Origin of the sequence: uncultured Tateyamaria sp. (assembly GCF_947487805.1) — a bacterium.
Classification (GTDB): domain Bacteria; phylum Pseudomonadota; class Alphaproteobacteria; order Rhodobacterales; family Rhodobacteraceae; genus Tateyamaria.
In genome coordinates, this window is record NZ_CANKXW010000001.1 from 271,261 (window position 1) to 284,744 (window position 13,484).

The following is a 13,484-nucleotide window of genomic DNA, read 5'->3' on the forward strand; positions in this document are numbered from 1 at the left end:
CGACTCCTGTTGCGCTTGGGTCGGAGATAGCGCCGGACGCGTAGACAGAAAAATATATCGTTTCGAAGGTTCTGTTCTGATATTGAGAATGAATGGCACAGCTGAACTATCACCACCTGCGATACTTCCGCGAGGTCGCGCTCGAAGGGCACCTTGGCCGGGCGGCATCACGGCTCAACGTGGCGCAATCGGCGCTGTCGATGCAGATCAAGCAGCTTGAGGAACGGCTGGGCCAGAACCTCTTTGACCGGGTTGGGCGCACGCTTGTGCTGACCGAGGCGGGGCGCATCGCGCTGGACCATGCCGACCGGATCTTTTCTGCGGGCGATGATCTGCTGGCGACCTTGCAACAGAACAGCACGGCCAGCCCGCCCTTGCGCGTCGGCGCGCTCTCGACCCTGTCGCGCAACTTCCAGCTTCAGTTCCTGCGCCCGCTCCTGGACAGGGATGACTGTGCCATCGTCCTGAAATCCGGCAACACGGACACGCTTTTGTCCGATCTGGAAACGCTTGCCCTCGACGTCGTGTTGACGACCGAGGTGCCACAAGGCAGCGCGTCCGGCTTTGCCGCGCAAAAACTGAGCGAACAGGCGGTGCAACTGCACGGCAGGCCCGACCTGATGCGACACGGATCCCTGCGCGCCTTGCTGCAATCGGCACCGCTCATCCTGCCCACCGAAAGCGTGATCCGCACAGGCTTCGAAAGCCTCATTGCCCGTCTGGATGTGCACCCCCGCATCGCCGCCAATGTGGACGACATGGCCATGGTGCGCCTGCTCGCGCGCGAAGGGGCCGGGGTGGCCATCGCACCCGCCGTGGTGCTGGCGGACGAGATTGCCGCAGGCACGGTCGCCACAGCGCCCTTTGACCTCGACCTGATCGAGCCGTTCTTTGCCGTGACCCTGCCGCGCAAATACCCGCACCCGGCACTGCATGACCTGCTGCACCGGCGCGGGGCCTAATCGGCGGCGCGCGCGACCCCTTCGACGATCGCGGCGCGCAGCTTTTTCTCCAACGTGCGCTGCTTGCTGGCCGAATGGTATTTCAGGCCGAACATGTCCTTGACATAGAACGTGTCCACCACCTGCTCGCCATAGGTCGCGATCACGGCATTTGCGATATAGACGTTCATGGCCGCAAGGGTGCGCGTCAGGTCATGCAACAGGCCGGGACGGTCGCGGGTGTCGACCTCGATGATGGTGTAGATATCGGACCCTTCGTTATCAAAGGTGATATGCGTGGGCACCTTGAACGCCTTCTCGCGCTTCTTGACCTTGTCGCGGTCCTTGATGGCGTCGCGTGTGACGACTTCGCCGGCCAAGGTCCGTTCGATCATCCGTCGCAGCCGGGGCAGGCGGGTGACGTCATAGGGGTTGCCATCCGCATCCTGGATCCAGAACGCATCCGTCACGAAACCGTCCGAGGTGGTATAGCTGCGCGCGTCAACCACATTGGCCCCCACCAGCGCCAGCGCCCCGGTGAGACGGGCAAAGATGCCCGGATGATCCGGCATCACGAAACAGGCCCGCGTGGCATCGCGTTCCTCGTCGGGGTGCAGGTCCATGACGATCTCGTCCTCGCCGATATCGCGCAGCAGCTTGGCAAAGGTGACGTGGGCCGTCACATGCAATCCCTGCCAATAGGGGTCGTAATGGCGCGCGGTCTCTGTCTGCAAGTCCTTGCGCGGCCAGTCTGCCAGTTCCTCGCGCAGCGCCTTCTTGGCCTCCGTGCCGCGGCCCTCGCGGGTCAGCGCCTCCATCCCATCTTCGAGCGCGCGGCGCGTCTGACGGTACAGCGCGCGGATCAGCACGGCCTTCCAGTTGTTCCAGACGCTCGGGCCAACGCCCCGGATGTCGCAAACCGTCAGCACACAGAGCAGATCCAGCCGCTTGACCGTCTGCACCGCCTTGGCGAAATCGCGCACCGTGCGCGGGTCTGCAATGTCGCGTTTTTGTGCCATGTCGGACATCAACAGGTGATAGCGCACCAGCCATTCGACAGTATCCACCTCGTCCTGCTTGAGGCCCAGTCGCGGCGCGATCTTGCGCACCATCTGCGCGCCAAGAATCGAATGATCCTCGGGCCGCCCCTTGGCGATGTCATGCAACAGCAGCGCTACATAGAGCACTCGGCGATTGACGTTCCCGTCCTTCAGGATCGACGACGCCACCGGCAGGTCCTCGACCAACTCGCCCTTTTCGATCATGGCCAGCTGCGCAACGCACTGGATCGTATGCTCGTCCACCGTGTAGGAATGGTACATGTTGAACTGCATCATCGCGACGATTGGTTCAAATTCCGGGATGAATGCCGCCAGCACGCCCAGCTCGTTCATCCGCCGCAGCGCGCGTTCGGGGTTGCCGTGTTTCAACAGCAGGTCCAGAAAGATACGCCGCGCCTCGGGATCGCAGCGCAGGTCGTCGTCGATGAGGTCAAGGTTGGACTTGAGCAAGCGCATCGCATCGGGGTGGATCAACATGCCCGTGCGCAGCGCTTCTTCAAAGATGCGCAGGATGTTCAGCTTGTCCGACAGAAAGGCCGCGTCATCCGCAATCGCCAGCCGGTTGTGGATCACCTCATAGCCACTCCGCGCTCTCGGCTTGCGCTTGAACAACCGCTCCAGCAAGGGCTCTGCCTTAAGATGCACCGCCTCCAGCTTGGTCAGAAAGATGCGCGTCAGGTCACCCACTTCGGTCGCCTGAAGGAAGTAGTCCTGCATGAACACCTCGACCCCGCGCCGCCCGGCCTTGTCCTCGTAGCCCATCGCCTCGGCCACCGACACCTGCATGTCAAAGGTCAGTTGTTCGGTGGGACGGCCAGACAGAAGGTGCAGATGGCAGCGGACCGCCCATAGAAAATCTTCGGCGGCAACAAAGGCGTCAAACTCGTCGTCGGTGAAAAGGCCAAGAGGCACCAGATCGGCGGCGTCCTGCACCTTGTGAATGTATTTCCCGATCCAGAACAGCGATTGCAGATCCCGCAGACCGCCCTTGCCCTCCTTGACGTTGGGTTCGACGACATACCGCTGACCCTGCCTCTTGTGGCGGGCGTCGCGCTCGGCCAGCTTGGCCTCGATGAACGCGCGCTCGGTGCCCTGGAACAGATCGCGGCGCAGTTGGGTGTCCAGCTCCACCGCCAGGTCGCGATCACCGAACAGGAACCTGTGCTCCAGCATCGCGGTGCGTATGGTGAAATCCTCGGCCCCCAGCCGCAGGCAATCCCGCACCGTGCGGCTGGCGTGCCCGACCTTGAGCTTGAGATCCCACAGCAGGTACAGCGTGCTTTCGATGACGCTCTCGGCCCATGGCGTGATCTTGTAAGGCGTCAGAAACAGCAGATCGACGTCCGAAAACGGGGCCATCTCTCCGCGCCCGTACCCGCCCACTGCGATCACCGCCAGCCGTTCGCCCTGCGTCGGGTTCGAAATCGGGTGCATCAGCGTCTGCGCCGTGCGCAACGCCGCATGGACAAGGCAATCCGTGAGGTATGTGTAGGATCGCGTGGCCTTTCGCGACTGAAACGGGTCCGCCCGGAACGCGTCCGCAATCAGGACGCGCGCCCGACTTTGCGCCTCTTTGAGGTGCGCCACGATCTGCGCGCGCCCGTCTCCGGTCCCCGCATTCAAGGCGTTGTCCAAGATGGTGCTGAACCCGGCCTCGTCGAAAATCTCCGAGGCCGGGCAAATCAGTGTTGCATCTGGCTTGGCAATAGCCCGCAGGGCGGCGTCTGTCACAGGTCTGTCCTTTGGGCTTGGGCGCGTGGGCTTAGAACCCGGCGCCACCAAAACCGCGCGGTGCGGGGCTGATCACGACCACTTGGTTGTTTTGCACCGTCGCCACGGCAAGGCCGCGTTCATTGGTGCCGTCCGGGCGCAGACGGAAGATCCCGTTGGCCCCCTGAAACCCCGACCCTTGCGTGAGCGCAGCACCCGACAGGGCGTTGGGTCGACCACGGCTGACCAGGGCGCCAATGGCGGCGATCCCGTCAAAGGCCAGTCCGGCCAGCGGGTGCGGCGCGCTGCCATAGGCCGCCTCGTATTGGCCACGGAAGGCCGCGGCCCGGTTCGGATCAGGCAGGGCAAACCACCCGCCCTGTACACCGGGCAGCTCCAGCGTCTGCGGCGGGATATCCCATCGTGTCAGGCCAAGGAATTGCGTTGTGGCGGGGCTCACGCCCGCTTCGGGCAGCAACTGCGTCAGCAAAGGCAATGCGGCCGAGGTGGGCGCTGTCATGAACACCGCATTCGCTCCGGCCCCATCCACGGCAGCCTTGATACGTGGCACCGCCGCCACGACACCTTCCTGCGACAGCGGGTAATCCACGGTCCCCGCGAGCGTACCTCCGTTGCGGGCGATGGCCTGCTGAATGGCGTTCCGGCCCAGCTGTCCGGCGACGTCCTGCGCATGCACGACCACGATCCGGTCCTTGCCCTGCGAACCGGCATAGCTCACCAACCGGTTGGCAGTGTTCTGGAATGTCGATCCCAGCACAAACACGTTTCCGCCCGCGATTGTGGTGTTGTTGGAAAAGGCCAGAACATTCACGTTCGATGCGGCCACCGCCACACCCGCTGCATTCGCCGCCTCGGCATATAGCGGGCCGAGGATGATCTGCGCACCGTCATTCACGGCCTGTGCCGCCTGGCTGGCAGCGGTTTGCGCGTTGCCTGCCGTGCCATAGACCCGCAGGTCGATCTGCACGCCGTTGAGGTCGCGCATCGCCAGACGCGCCGCGTTTTCAAGGTTCCGCGCCAGTAACTCATCGCTGCCCTGGCCCGATCCGCGGGGCAGCAACAGGGCGACCGGCACAGGCTTGGACGCATCGATGCGCGGGCCGTTGCCGCTGGTGCCGCCAGTCAGACCACCCAGTGCGGCAGGGTCGCAGGCCGCCAGGGCCAGCGCGGCCACAGGCAGGATTGCGCGGCGTGTCGCCTTGCGCATGAACTTAAAAAACGCGAACATGATTACAGTCACTCCCAACATTATCGGGCCGGCCTGCGCCTGCCCCTTTTTCTGTGGCGGATAATAGACGTCAGGAAAGGCGGGTCCAGCGTTGAATTTCAAGAAGGTGCCGCTTGGTGCGGGCGTGTGGTTTGTCGGAGTGCCGATCGGCACGGCGCGCGACATCACGCTCAGGGCGCTTGATGTGCTGGCCTCGGCGGACGTTCTGGCCGCCGAAGACACCCGCAGCCTGCGCAAGCTGATGGACATCCACGGAGTGCCGCTGGATGGCCGCCGGATCGAAGCGCTGCACGATCATTCCAACGCCGCGGCGGTGGACCGGCTGGTCAAACGCGCGGTCGGGGGGGAGAGTGTGGCCTATGCCTCGGAAGCCGGAATGCCCCTGATCGCGGACCCGGGATTCGAGCTGGGGCAAGCCGCGCGCGCCGCCGGGGTCATGGTGACCTGCGCGCCGGGGCCGTCGGCGGTCCTGACCGCGCTGGCCATCGGCGGATTGCCGACAGACGCGTTCCATTTTGGCGGGTTTCTGCCCGCGCAACGCAGCGCCCGCAGCCGCGCCCTGACCGACTTGGGTGGCGTGAATGCGACGCTGGTGCTCTACGAATCACCCAAGCGCCTGGGCGCAATGCTGGCGGATGCGCGGGATGCGCTGGGCGCAGACCGGCCCGCAACCGTGTGCCGCGAACTGACCAAGAAATTCGAGGAAACCAGGCACGGGACCCTGGATGAATTGGCCGCGGCCTATGCCGAAGGGTCGGTCAAAGGCGAAGTCGTCGTCCTGATCGGCCGAAAAACCGGCGCTACCGTTAGTGATTTGGACATTGATTCGGCCTTACGCTCGGCCATGCGTGACATGAGAACCAAGGATGCGGCTGCATTTGTGGCCGAAACTTACGATGTGCCGCGCCGACAGGTGTACCAGCGGGCGCTGCAACTGTCGCAGGACGAATAGCCCGCCGGGAGGCCGGGTATGACACAGGCACTGCGACAACAGGATCTCTTCTCGGCCCGCCCGGTGGACCGGATCCGCGCCGATCAGGGGCAGATGTCCTATCAGGCCGGGATGGCGGCGGAACGGTCAGTGGCAGGTCACTATCTGCGCACCGGTCACAGGCTGGTGGCGGAACGCTGGCGTGGTACGCGCGGAGAGATCGATCTGGTGTTTTCCGGCCCGGACGGTCTGGTCCTCGTCGAAGTCAAGAAGAGCAAAAGCTTCGATCATGCCCTCGCCCTTTTGTCGCCTGCACAGGTGCGCCGTCTCTTTGCAACGGCAGAAGAACTCGCGGCCGCGCAACCTTTGGGTCTGTTGACGAATCTGCGCTTCGATCTGGCGTTGGTGGATGGGCAGGGTATCGTGCAGGTCATGGAAAACGCGTTTTGTCACGGTTATTGATGGCCCATATGCCGCGCCTCAACGGTTTGGTGCGCGTGCGCACAGCGTAATGCCATTGCACGGCCGTCGCGGCTGCGCCATCTAGGGCACAGCACAAGCCGGAGACGCGCCATGAAAATCGCCTTTCAGATGGACCCGATCGGGGCCGTGGACATCAATGCCGACAGCAGTTTCCGCCTCGCCGAAGAAGCGCAGGTGCGTGGGCATGCGTTGTTCTTCTACTCCCCCGACCATCTTGCCTATCAAGAGGGGCGGATCACGGCGCGCGGCCACGATTTCACCGTGCAGCGGGTGCAGGGCGACCATGCCCAGCTTGGGCCGATGCGCGAGGTTGATCTGGCGGAATTCGATGTCGTCTGGTTGCGGCAGGACCCGCCATTTGACATGCACTACATCACCTCGACCCATTTGCTCGACCGGCTCAAGGCGACAACGCTGGTGGTGAATGATCCGTTCTGGGTGCGCAATTATCCGGAAAAACTGCTGGTTCTGGACTTTCCGGACCTTACCCCGCCCACGACCATCGCCCGCGATCTCGACACGATCAAGGCGTTCAAGGCCAAGCACGGCGACGTCATTCTCAAACCGCTTTACGGCAATGGCGGCGCGGGCGTGTTCCGCCTCGACGCCAATGACCGCAACCTGACCTCGCTACACGAGCTGTTCACCGGGTTCAGCCGCGAGCCGCTGATCGTGCAGAAATTCCTGCCGGACGTCTCCAACGGCGACAAGCGTGTGATCCTTGTGGATGGCGAGGCCGTTGGCGCGATCAACCGCGTGCCCGCCGAGGGCGAGACGCGGTCGAACATGCATGTCGGTGGCCGTCCCGAAAAGATCGGTCTGACAGACCGTGACAAGGAGATCTGCGCGGCCATCGGCCCGCTTTTGCGCGAGAAGGGCCAGATTTTCGTGGGCATCGACGTCATCGGCGACTACCTGACCGAGATCAACGTGACCTCCCCCACCGGTATTCAGGAGCTGGAGCGGTTCGACGGTGTCAACATCGCCGAAAAGATCTGGCAGGCCATCGAGGCCAAGCGCGCGTGAGCCTGCCTCTGACCCTGCTCAACACATGGTTGCGCTGGACGGAAAAGCCGTTCCTCGCCAACGCAACCAGCGCCACCGCGCTGCGGCGCAGTTTCGACTTGAAATCGCGGCTCTTTTTTCATGCGCCGTTGGGCACGCAGCGGACAAGGACCACCCTCGCCGGGGCCGACGCGCTCGAGGTGCGCAAAACGGATGCTGGCGCCGACCACACCATCCTTTACTTCCACGGCGGCGCCCACGTTTTCGGCAGCCCCCGCACCCATGCGGCCATGCTGTCTGCGCTGGTCAAGCGCACGGGCGGGGTGGCCGTGTTGCCGCGCTATCCGCTGGCACCCGAGCACCCGTTTCCCGCCGCCATTGACCATTGCGTTGCCTGCTACCGCGCCTTGCTGAACGGTGGGCAGGATCCCGCGCGGCTGACAGTCGGCGGCGACAGCGCCGGGGGCAACCTTGCCTTTGCCGTTCTGGCCACCCTGCTGGCCGAGGGCGACCCGCTGCCGGCGGGGGTGTTCGGCCTGTCGCCCCTGATGGATCTGACATTCAGCGGCCCGAGCCATGTCGCCAACGCGGACAGCGATGTTGTCCTGCCGGCTCACCGCATCAAGGACACCGCTGCGGGATACCTCGCCGGGCACGCAGCCGACGATCCCCGCGCCAGCCCCCTCTTTGCCGATTTGACCGGGGCGCCGCCCGTTTGGCTGACGGTTGGCGACACCGAGATCCTGACGGATGACAGCACCCGCCTTGCAGAACGGCTGCGGGCGCAATCGGTGCCTGTGGACCTGACCGTGGCCCGTGACCGCCCGCATGTCTGGACGCTGTTCCATAACCTCCTTCCCGAGGCGCACGAAACGCTGGACCAACTGGCCGGGTGGATCACGGCTCAGACCGGGGTCAATGCGCCCACGCGGTAGCTGACGGCCTCGGCCACATGGGGTTTGCGCACGTCTGCGGATCCGTCCAGATCGGCAATGGTGCGCGCCACCCGCAGCACCCGGTGATAGCCGCGCGCCGACAGCCCGAAACGGTCCGCCACGCGGGTCAGTAGGGCGCGCCCCTCGTCATCCGGCATCGCCAACGCGTCCAGGGCCGCACCGCTCAGATCCGCATTCGCGCGCAGCCCGGTGCCGTCAAGCCGCGCTGCCTGCACGTCGCGTGCTGCCGCCACCCGCGCGGCGATCGTCGCCGATGTATCCCACGTCGCGGGCAGATCCAGATCGGCATAGGTCACGGGCGGGACATCCACGCGCAGGTCGAACCGGTCCATCAGGGGCCCCGAAATGCGCCCCAGATAATCCTCGCCGCAGGCCGGCGCGCGGCTGCACGCGCGGGCCGCATCGCTGAGATAGCCGCATTTGCACGGGTTCGCCGCCGCCACCAACATGAAGCGGCAGGGATATTTCACATGGTTGTTGGCCCGCGCGATCATCACTTCGCCGGTCTCGATGGGCTGGCGCAACGTCTCCAGAACGGTGCGCGGAAACTCGGGAAACTCGTCCATGAACAGCACGCCGTTATGGGCCAGCGACACCTCACCCGGCTTGGCCCCGCGCCCGCCGCCGATGATCGCCGCCATCGAGGCGGTGTGATGCGGTTCCCGAAACGGTCGGTCCATGGAAATCCCGCCCGCATCCAAAAGCCCCGACAGCGAATGGATCATCGACGTCTCAAGCGCCTCCATCGCCGACAGCGGCGGCAGGATCCCGGGCAAACGCGCGGCCAGCATCGACTTGCCCGATCCCGGCGTACCAACCATCAGCACATGGTGCCGTCCGGCGGCGGCCACCTCAAGCGCGCGTTTGGCGCGTTCCTGCCCCTTTACGTCGCGCATGTCCGGCAGGTCTCGGCGCGTCGACACCTTGCCTGCCGTCGCAGGCTCCAGCGGGACCTGACCGGTATAGTGGCGCACGACCTCGCCCAGGGTTTCGGCGGCCACGACGCGCGTGGCGTCGACCCACGCGGCCTCGGCCCCTGATCCCGCAGGGCAGAGCAGGCTGCGCTCCTGCTCCGCGGCGGCCATGGCGGCGGGCAACGCGCCCAGAACGGGGACCAGCGTGCCGTCAAGTGACAGCTCGCCCAAGGCCACAGTCGCCTCCACCGCGTCTTCGGGCAGGATCCCGAGTGCGGCCAGGATCGCCATCGCGATGGGCAGATCGAAATGCGACCCTTCCTTGGGCAGGTCGGCGGGCGACAGGTTGATGGTGATCCGTTTCGACGGCAGGGCAATGGACATGGCCGACAGGGCCGTGCGCACCCGCTCGCGCGCCTCCGACACGGCCTTGTCCGGCAGGCCCACGATGGAAAAGGCGGGCATGCCGGGCGTCAGCGCGCATTGCACCTCGACTTCGCGCGCGTCGACCCCCTGAAAGGCCACTGTATAGGTCCGTGCCGCCATGCGCCCACCTTTGACAAGAATGGTTAATGGCTAGCGGCGCAGGGTTTACGTTTCGTTAATTTCGCCGCTCACGCGGGCCAGGGCGTGGTCGGCGTGCCCATGTCGTAGGGAAACGGGTCATAGGTGACCTTCTGCCCCTCGGCGCGCCACGCTTGGAATGCCGGATCGGTAATCGTCGTCCGGCAATAGGCCTGCGCCTGCGGTCCGACCTGCAAATCATATCCGACAATCCGCGCACAGACCGGGGCATAGAACGCATCCGCCAGCGAATAGGCACCAAAAAGCCACGGCCCCTCGGACTTGAACCGCGCGGCATGGGCCCACAGCGTCTCGACCCGGTCCAGATCAGTGCGCGTCGCATCGTCAGGCTGAAAGCCCGCGTTGACGTGCTGCAACTGCATCGGGCAGTTGCCGCGCAGCGCGGAAAACCCGCCCACCATCTCGGCACAAAGCCAGCGCGCCGTCGCCCGCGCAGCAGGGTCCGCAGGCCACATGCCCGCCTGCGGGTGCCGCTCGGCCAGGGTCTCGGCCATGGCCAGGCTTTCGCCCACCACGGTGCCCTCGGGCGTGCGCATCGCGGGCACCAGGCGCGCGGGCGCGAGGTCGGCCAGATCCGCCGCCATTGTCCCGGCATAAAGGCCCACCAGATGGGTCCGGTGGGGCAGGTTGAATTTCTCCATCATCAGCCAGCCGCGCAGGGACCAGCTCGAAAATGTACGATCGCCGATAAAAAGGTCATAAGTCATGGGCCGCACGCTAGGCCGACATCGGCCCGCGACGCCAACGCAGATTTGTGGCCTGTGCCATCACGGCAGATGATTGATCACCTCGGCTGCCCCGCGCGCGGGGTGCAATGTCGTCACCGACAGCGGATCGATCTTGTGCGCCAGAACATCCACCGCCGACAGGCCCAGAACGGCCTGCACCTGCGTCAGGATCACGCCGAAATGCGCCACTGCGATGATATCGGCGCCCGAATGCGCCGCCTCGATCCGGCGCACGACTGTGGCAACCCGCGCTGCCGCGTCGTTCCAGCTTTCTCCGCCGGGGGGCGTGTGATCGCCGGGGGCCTCCCAATAGTCGCGGCTCAACTTCGGGTGCCGGTCCGATACGTCCGAGAAATGTACCCCGTCCCAGGTGCCGAAATGGAATTCGCGCAAGGCGGGCTCATGGGCCAGCCGCACGCGCCCCGCCAGAATGGCGCTCGCCGTGTCTATTGAGCGGCGCAGATCGGAGGATACCACCAGCGCATCCTGCGGCAAATGCGCGGCCAGCCGGGCAATGGCGGCGGCGTCTGACAGATCGGCGGGCACATCGCGCCACCCGGTGAAATTGCGCTGATGCGTCGGCCCGTGCCGTATCCAGTGCCAGGTGGTCATGGCATCTCTCCCTTGAGCGTCCGGGGCAGCCCGGCCACCACATGCACCACGCAATCGGCCTCAGCCGCCAGCGCGATGTTGAGCCGCCCCTGCGCCTCGCGGAACGCGCGGCCCAGGGCCGTTTCCGGCACGATCCCCTGTCCTACCTCGTTCGACACGACGACCACCGGGGCCGCACAGGCGCGCAACGCGTCCAGAAACGCGCGCTGCTGGGCCTCAAGGTCCAGCCCGTCCAGCATCACGTTGGTCAGCCACATGGTCGCGCAATCAACCAGCACACAGGCCTCCGGCCCCAGCCCGCCAAGCGCGCCCGCCACGTCCAGCGGCGCATCCACACAGGTCCACTCCCCGCCACGCCGCGCTCGGTGCTGATCAACCTTTAATTGTATCTCCTCATCCCAAATGCGGGCTGTGGCGATATAAAGAGGCTGTAATCCACTGTTTTTAATAAAATTTTCGGCGATCACGGACTTGCCCGACGCCGCGCCGCCTAGAACGAATGTCACTGCCGGCAACATTTTTTCATCCTCAGAGTGAACCAAAACCCGTCCTGCTGCGTAGACAGAGTAAGTGCGCAAAACAAGCATAACCATCCAGGGGGAAGAACCATGGCATTGGACAATGTTCGAGAGTTCTCGCTGTCTCGTACCGCGATGAAGGCTGAATTGCTGGACGCGGAGACGGAATTGCGCCTCGCATATGCGTGGCGGGATGAACGGGATGAGGCCGCGCTGCACCGTCTGATCACCGCCTACATGCGGCTTGCGATCTCCATGGCGTCCAAGTTCAAACGCTATGGCGCCCCCATGAACGACCTGATCCAGGAGGCCGGTCTGGGCCTGATGAAGGCCGCGGACAAGTTCGACCCCGACCGCGGCGTGCGCTTTTCGACCTATGCCGTCTGGTGGATCAAGGCGTCGATCCAGGATTACGTGATGCGCAACTGGTCCATGGTGCGCACCGGATCGACCAGCAGCCAGAAATCGCTGTTCTTCAACATGCGGCGCGTGCAGGCCCGCCTTGAACGCGAAAGCGCCGCCGCAGGTGAAACGCTGGACAAGCACCAGCTGCGCCAGATGATCTCGACCGAAATCGGTGTTCCCCTGCACGATGTCGAGATGATGGAGGGCCGCCTCTCCGGCTCCGACTACTCCCTCAACGCCACCCAATCTGCCGAGGACGAGGGCCGAGAGTGGATCGACGCCCTCGAGGATGACAGCGCGCAGGCCGCCGAGACGGTCGAACACAGCCACGACACCGAACAGCTGCGCGAATGGCTGTTGATGGCGCTGAACGCGCTGAACGACCGCGAACGGTTCATCGTGCGCGAACGCAAGCTGCGCGATGACCCCCGCACATTGGAAAGCCTCGGTCAGGAGCTGAGCCTGTCCAAAGAGCGTGTCCGCCAGCTTGAGGCGGCCGCATTCACAAAGATGCGCAAGTCCCTTGAGACCCAGAGCCGGGAAGTGCATCACTTCCTCGTATGAGAACCGCGATCACATCGCCGATCCTTGCCGCCGTTGCGACCCTGTCGACGGCGGCATTTTCATATGCGGCCACTGATTGGTCCGGCTTTGACGGCGACGTGCTGATCCTGGGCGAATTCCACGACAATCCCCGCCACCATGCGGTGCAGGCCGACGCGTTGCGCGTGATCCGGCCCCGCGCGGTGGTCTTTGAAATGCTCACCCCGGACGAGGCACAAGCGCTCGACGCCATCGCCCGCGACCATGCGGCGATGGTGGCGGCGTCGCAAGGCTACCACTGGTCCAACATCGCGGACTATGCGGATGTGCTGGCCGCCAGCCCGGTGATCGTCGGCGCGGCCCTGCCGCGTGATGCGGTGCGTGCGGCCTTTGGCGACGGGGCGGCAGCGGTGTTTGGCCCGGATGCGGGCGTCTACGGCCTGACCAAACCGCTGGCGGCGGAGGAACAGGAGATCCGCGAGCTTGGCCAATTCGACGCCCATTGCGACGCGATGCCGCTCGATCTGATGTCCGGCATGGTCGAGGCGCAGCGCCTGCGCGACGCCGCCTTTGCCCGCACGGTGGTCGCGGCCCTCGACCGGTATGGCAGCCCCGTGGTGCTGATCACCGGCAACGGCCACGCGCGCCTAGATTGGGGCGTGCCTGCCGCGCTGGCCCGCGCGCGCCCCGACCTGTCCGTGACCAGCGTGGGGCAGGGTGAACGGCAGGAACCACCCGAGGGCGTGTTTTCCTGGACGCTGAACGGCGCGCCCGCGCCCGACAGGGGCGATCCCTGCGCCGCATTCAACTAGGGGCCTCAGCCCGGCGGGGGCTGGTTCTCGG

At 65.0% G+C, this 13,484-nt stretch carries 13 protein-coding genes; 7 read left to right on the plus strand and 6 right to left on the minus strand.

Annotation, left to right across the window (positions count from 1 at the left end; genetic code table 11):
- The first annotated feature begins 92 nt into the window (after positions 1-92).
- The gene (locus Q0949_RS01390; RefSeq protein WP_299367485.1) at positions 93-962 is read left to right on the plus strand and encodes a LysR family transcriptional regulator; all 870 of its coding nucleotides are present in this window, start codon (positions 93-95) and stop codon (positions 960-962) included.
- Here the strand turns inward: Q0949_RS01390 and Q0949_RS01395 are convergent.
- A complete protein-coding gene (locus tag Q0949_RS01395; protein WP_299367488.1) occupies positions 959-3,733 on the minus strand; it encodes a [protein-PII] uridylyltransferase in 2,775 nt (924 codons plus the stop codon). The two genes, Q0949_RS01390 and Q0949_RS01395, sit on opposite strands and share 4 nt — an antisense overlap.
- Positions 3,734-3,764: 31 nt before the next feature.
- A complete protein-coding gene (locus tag Q0949_RS01400; RefSeq protein WP_299367491.1) occupies positions 3,765-4,961 on the minus strand; it encodes a penicillin-binding protein activator in 1,197 nt (398 codons plus the stop codon).
- Positions 4,962-5,052: 91 nt separating this feature from the next.
- On the opposite strand from Q0949_RS01400, the gene rsmI reads away from it, so the two are divergent.
- The 4 genes from rsmI to Q0949_RS01420 all read left to right on the plus strand — a co-directional run bounded on the left by rsmI (position 5,053) and on the right by Q0949_RS01420 (position 8,315).
- Positions 5,053-5,913 (plus strand): 16S rRNA (cytidine(1402)-2'-O)-methyltransferase, encoded by an 861-nt coding sequence (rsmI, locus tag Q0949_RS01405; protein WP_299367494.1) that lies wholly within the window; start codon positions 5,053-5,055, stop codon positions 5,911-5,913.
- Positions 5,914-5,931: 18 nt separating this feature from the next.
- Positions 5,932-6,354 (plus strand): YraN family protein, encoded by a 423-nt coding sequence (locus Q0949_RS01410; protein ID WP_299367497.1) that lies wholly within the window; start codon positions 5,932-5,934, stop codon positions 6,352-6,354.
- A gap of 111 nt (positions 6,355-6,465) precedes the next feature.
- The gene (gene gshB / locus Q0949_RS01415; protein WP_299367500.1) at positions 6,466-7,401 is read left to right on the plus strand and encodes a glutathione synthase; all 936 of its coding nucleotides are present in this window, start codon (positions 6,466-6,468) and stop codon (positions 7,399-7,401) included.
- Positions 7,398-8,315: an alpha/beta hydrolase gene (locus Q0949_RS01420; RefSeq protein WP_299367503.1), complete on the plus strand. Its 918-nt coding sequence runs from the start codon at positions 7,398-7,400 to the stop codon at positions 8,313-8,315. The genes gshB and Q0949_RS01420 overlap by 4 nt, the downstream gene beginning before the upstream one ends.
- On the opposite strand, the gene Q0949_RS01425 is transcribed toward Q0949_RS01420, so the two are convergent.
- From Q0949_RS01425 to cobU, 4 genes are all read right to left on the minus strand, one after another.
- Positions 8,285-9,796, minus strand: a complete 1,512-nt coding sequence (locus tag Q0949_RS01425) for a YifB family Mg chelatase-like AAA ATPase (RefSeq protein WP_299367506.1) — start codon at positions 9,794-9,796, stop codon at positions 8,285-8,287. The two genes, Q0949_RS01420 and Q0949_RS01425, sit on opposite strands and share 31 nt — an antisense overlap.
- Before the next feature lie 68 nt (positions 9,797-9,864).
- Positions 9,865-10,542 (minus strand): glutathione S-transferase, encoded by a 678-nt coding sequence (locus Q0949_RS01430; RefSeq protein WP_299367509.1) that lies wholly within the window; start codon positions 10,540-10,542, stop codon positions 9,865-9,867.
- Between the two features lie 60 nt (positions 10,543-10,602).
- Positions 10,603-11,175, minus strand: coding sequence for a histidine phosphatase family protein (locus tag Q0949_RS01435; RefSeq protein WP_299367511.1), 573 nt, complete (start codon positions 11,173-11,175; stop codon positions 10,603-10,605).
- Positions 11,172-11,768 (minus strand): bifunctional adenosylcobinamide kinase/adenosylcobinamide-phosphate guanylyltransferase, encoded by a 597-nt coding sequence (gene cobU, locus Q0949_RS01440; RefSeq protein ID WP_366523966.1) that lies wholly within the window; start codon positions 11,766-11,768, stop codon positions 11,172-11,174. The genes Q0949_RS01435 and cobU overlap by 4 nt, the downstream gene beginning before the upstream one ends.
- A 15-nt stretch (positions 11,769-11,783) precedes the next feature.
- Here cobU and Q0949_RS01445 point away from each other — a divergent pair, with 15 nt between their 5' ends.
- Together Q0949_RS01445 and Q0949_RS01450 are read left to right on the plus strand one after the other, a co-directional pair.
- Entirely contained in the window at positions 11,784-12,662 is an 879-nt protein-coding gene (locus Q0949_RS01445) for an RNA polymerase factor sigma-32 (protein ID WP_299367516.1), read from the plus strand.
- Positions 12,659-13,453 (plus strand): ChaN family lipoprotein, encoded by a 795-nt coding sequence (locus Q0949_RS01450; RefSeq protein ID WP_299367518.1) that lies wholly within the window; start codon positions 12,659-12,661, stop codon positions 13,451-13,453. Before Q0949_RS01445 ends, Q0949_RS01450 begins: the two co-directional genes overlap by 4 nt.
- Positions 13,454-13,484 lie beyond the last annotated feature (31 nt).

Excerpts from the sequence above, each read along its gene's own strand:
- Q0949_RS01400 (WP_299367491.1), bottom strand. The coding sequence starts at position 4,961 with ATGTTCGCGTTTTTTAAGTTCATGCGCAAGGCGACACGCCGCGCAATC.
- cobU (WP_366523966.1), bottom strand. The coding sequence starts at position 11,768 with ATGGTTATGCTTGTTTTGCGCACTTACTCTGTCTACGCAGCAGGACGG.
- gshB (WP_299367500.1), top strand. The coding sequence starts at position 6,466 with ATGAAAATCGCCTTTCAGATGGACCCGATCGGGGCCGTGGACATCAAT.
- Q0949_RS01445 (WP_299367516.1), top strand. The coding sequence starts at position 11,784 with ATGGCATTGGACAATGTTCGAGAGTTCTCGCTGTCTCGTACCGCGATG.
- Q0949_RS01450 (WP_299367518.1), top strand. The coding sequence starts at position 12,659 with ATGAGAACCGCGATCACATCGCCGATCCTTGCCGCCGTTGCGACCCTG.
- Q0949_RS01410 (WP_299367497.1), top strand. The coding sequence starts at position 5,932 with ATGACACAGGCACTGCGACAACAGGATCTCTTCTCGGCCCGCCCGGTG.
- Q0949_RS01390 (WP_299367485.1), top strand. The coding sequence starts at position 93 with ATGGCACAGCTGAACTATCACCACCTGCGATACTTCCGCGAGGTCGCG.
- Q0949_RS01435 (WP_299367511.1), bottom strand. The coding sequence starts at position 11,175 with ATGACCACCTGGCACTGGATACGGCACGGGCCGACGCATCAGCGCAAT.
- Q0949_RS01425 (WP_299367506.1), bottom strand. The coding sequence starts at position 9,796 with ATGGCGGCACGGACCTATACAGTGGCCTTTCAGGGGGTCGACGCGCGC.
- Q0949_RS01430 (WP_299367509.1), bottom strand. The coding sequence starts at position 10,542 with ATGACTTATGACCTTTTTATCGGCGATCGTACATTTTCGAGCTGGTCC.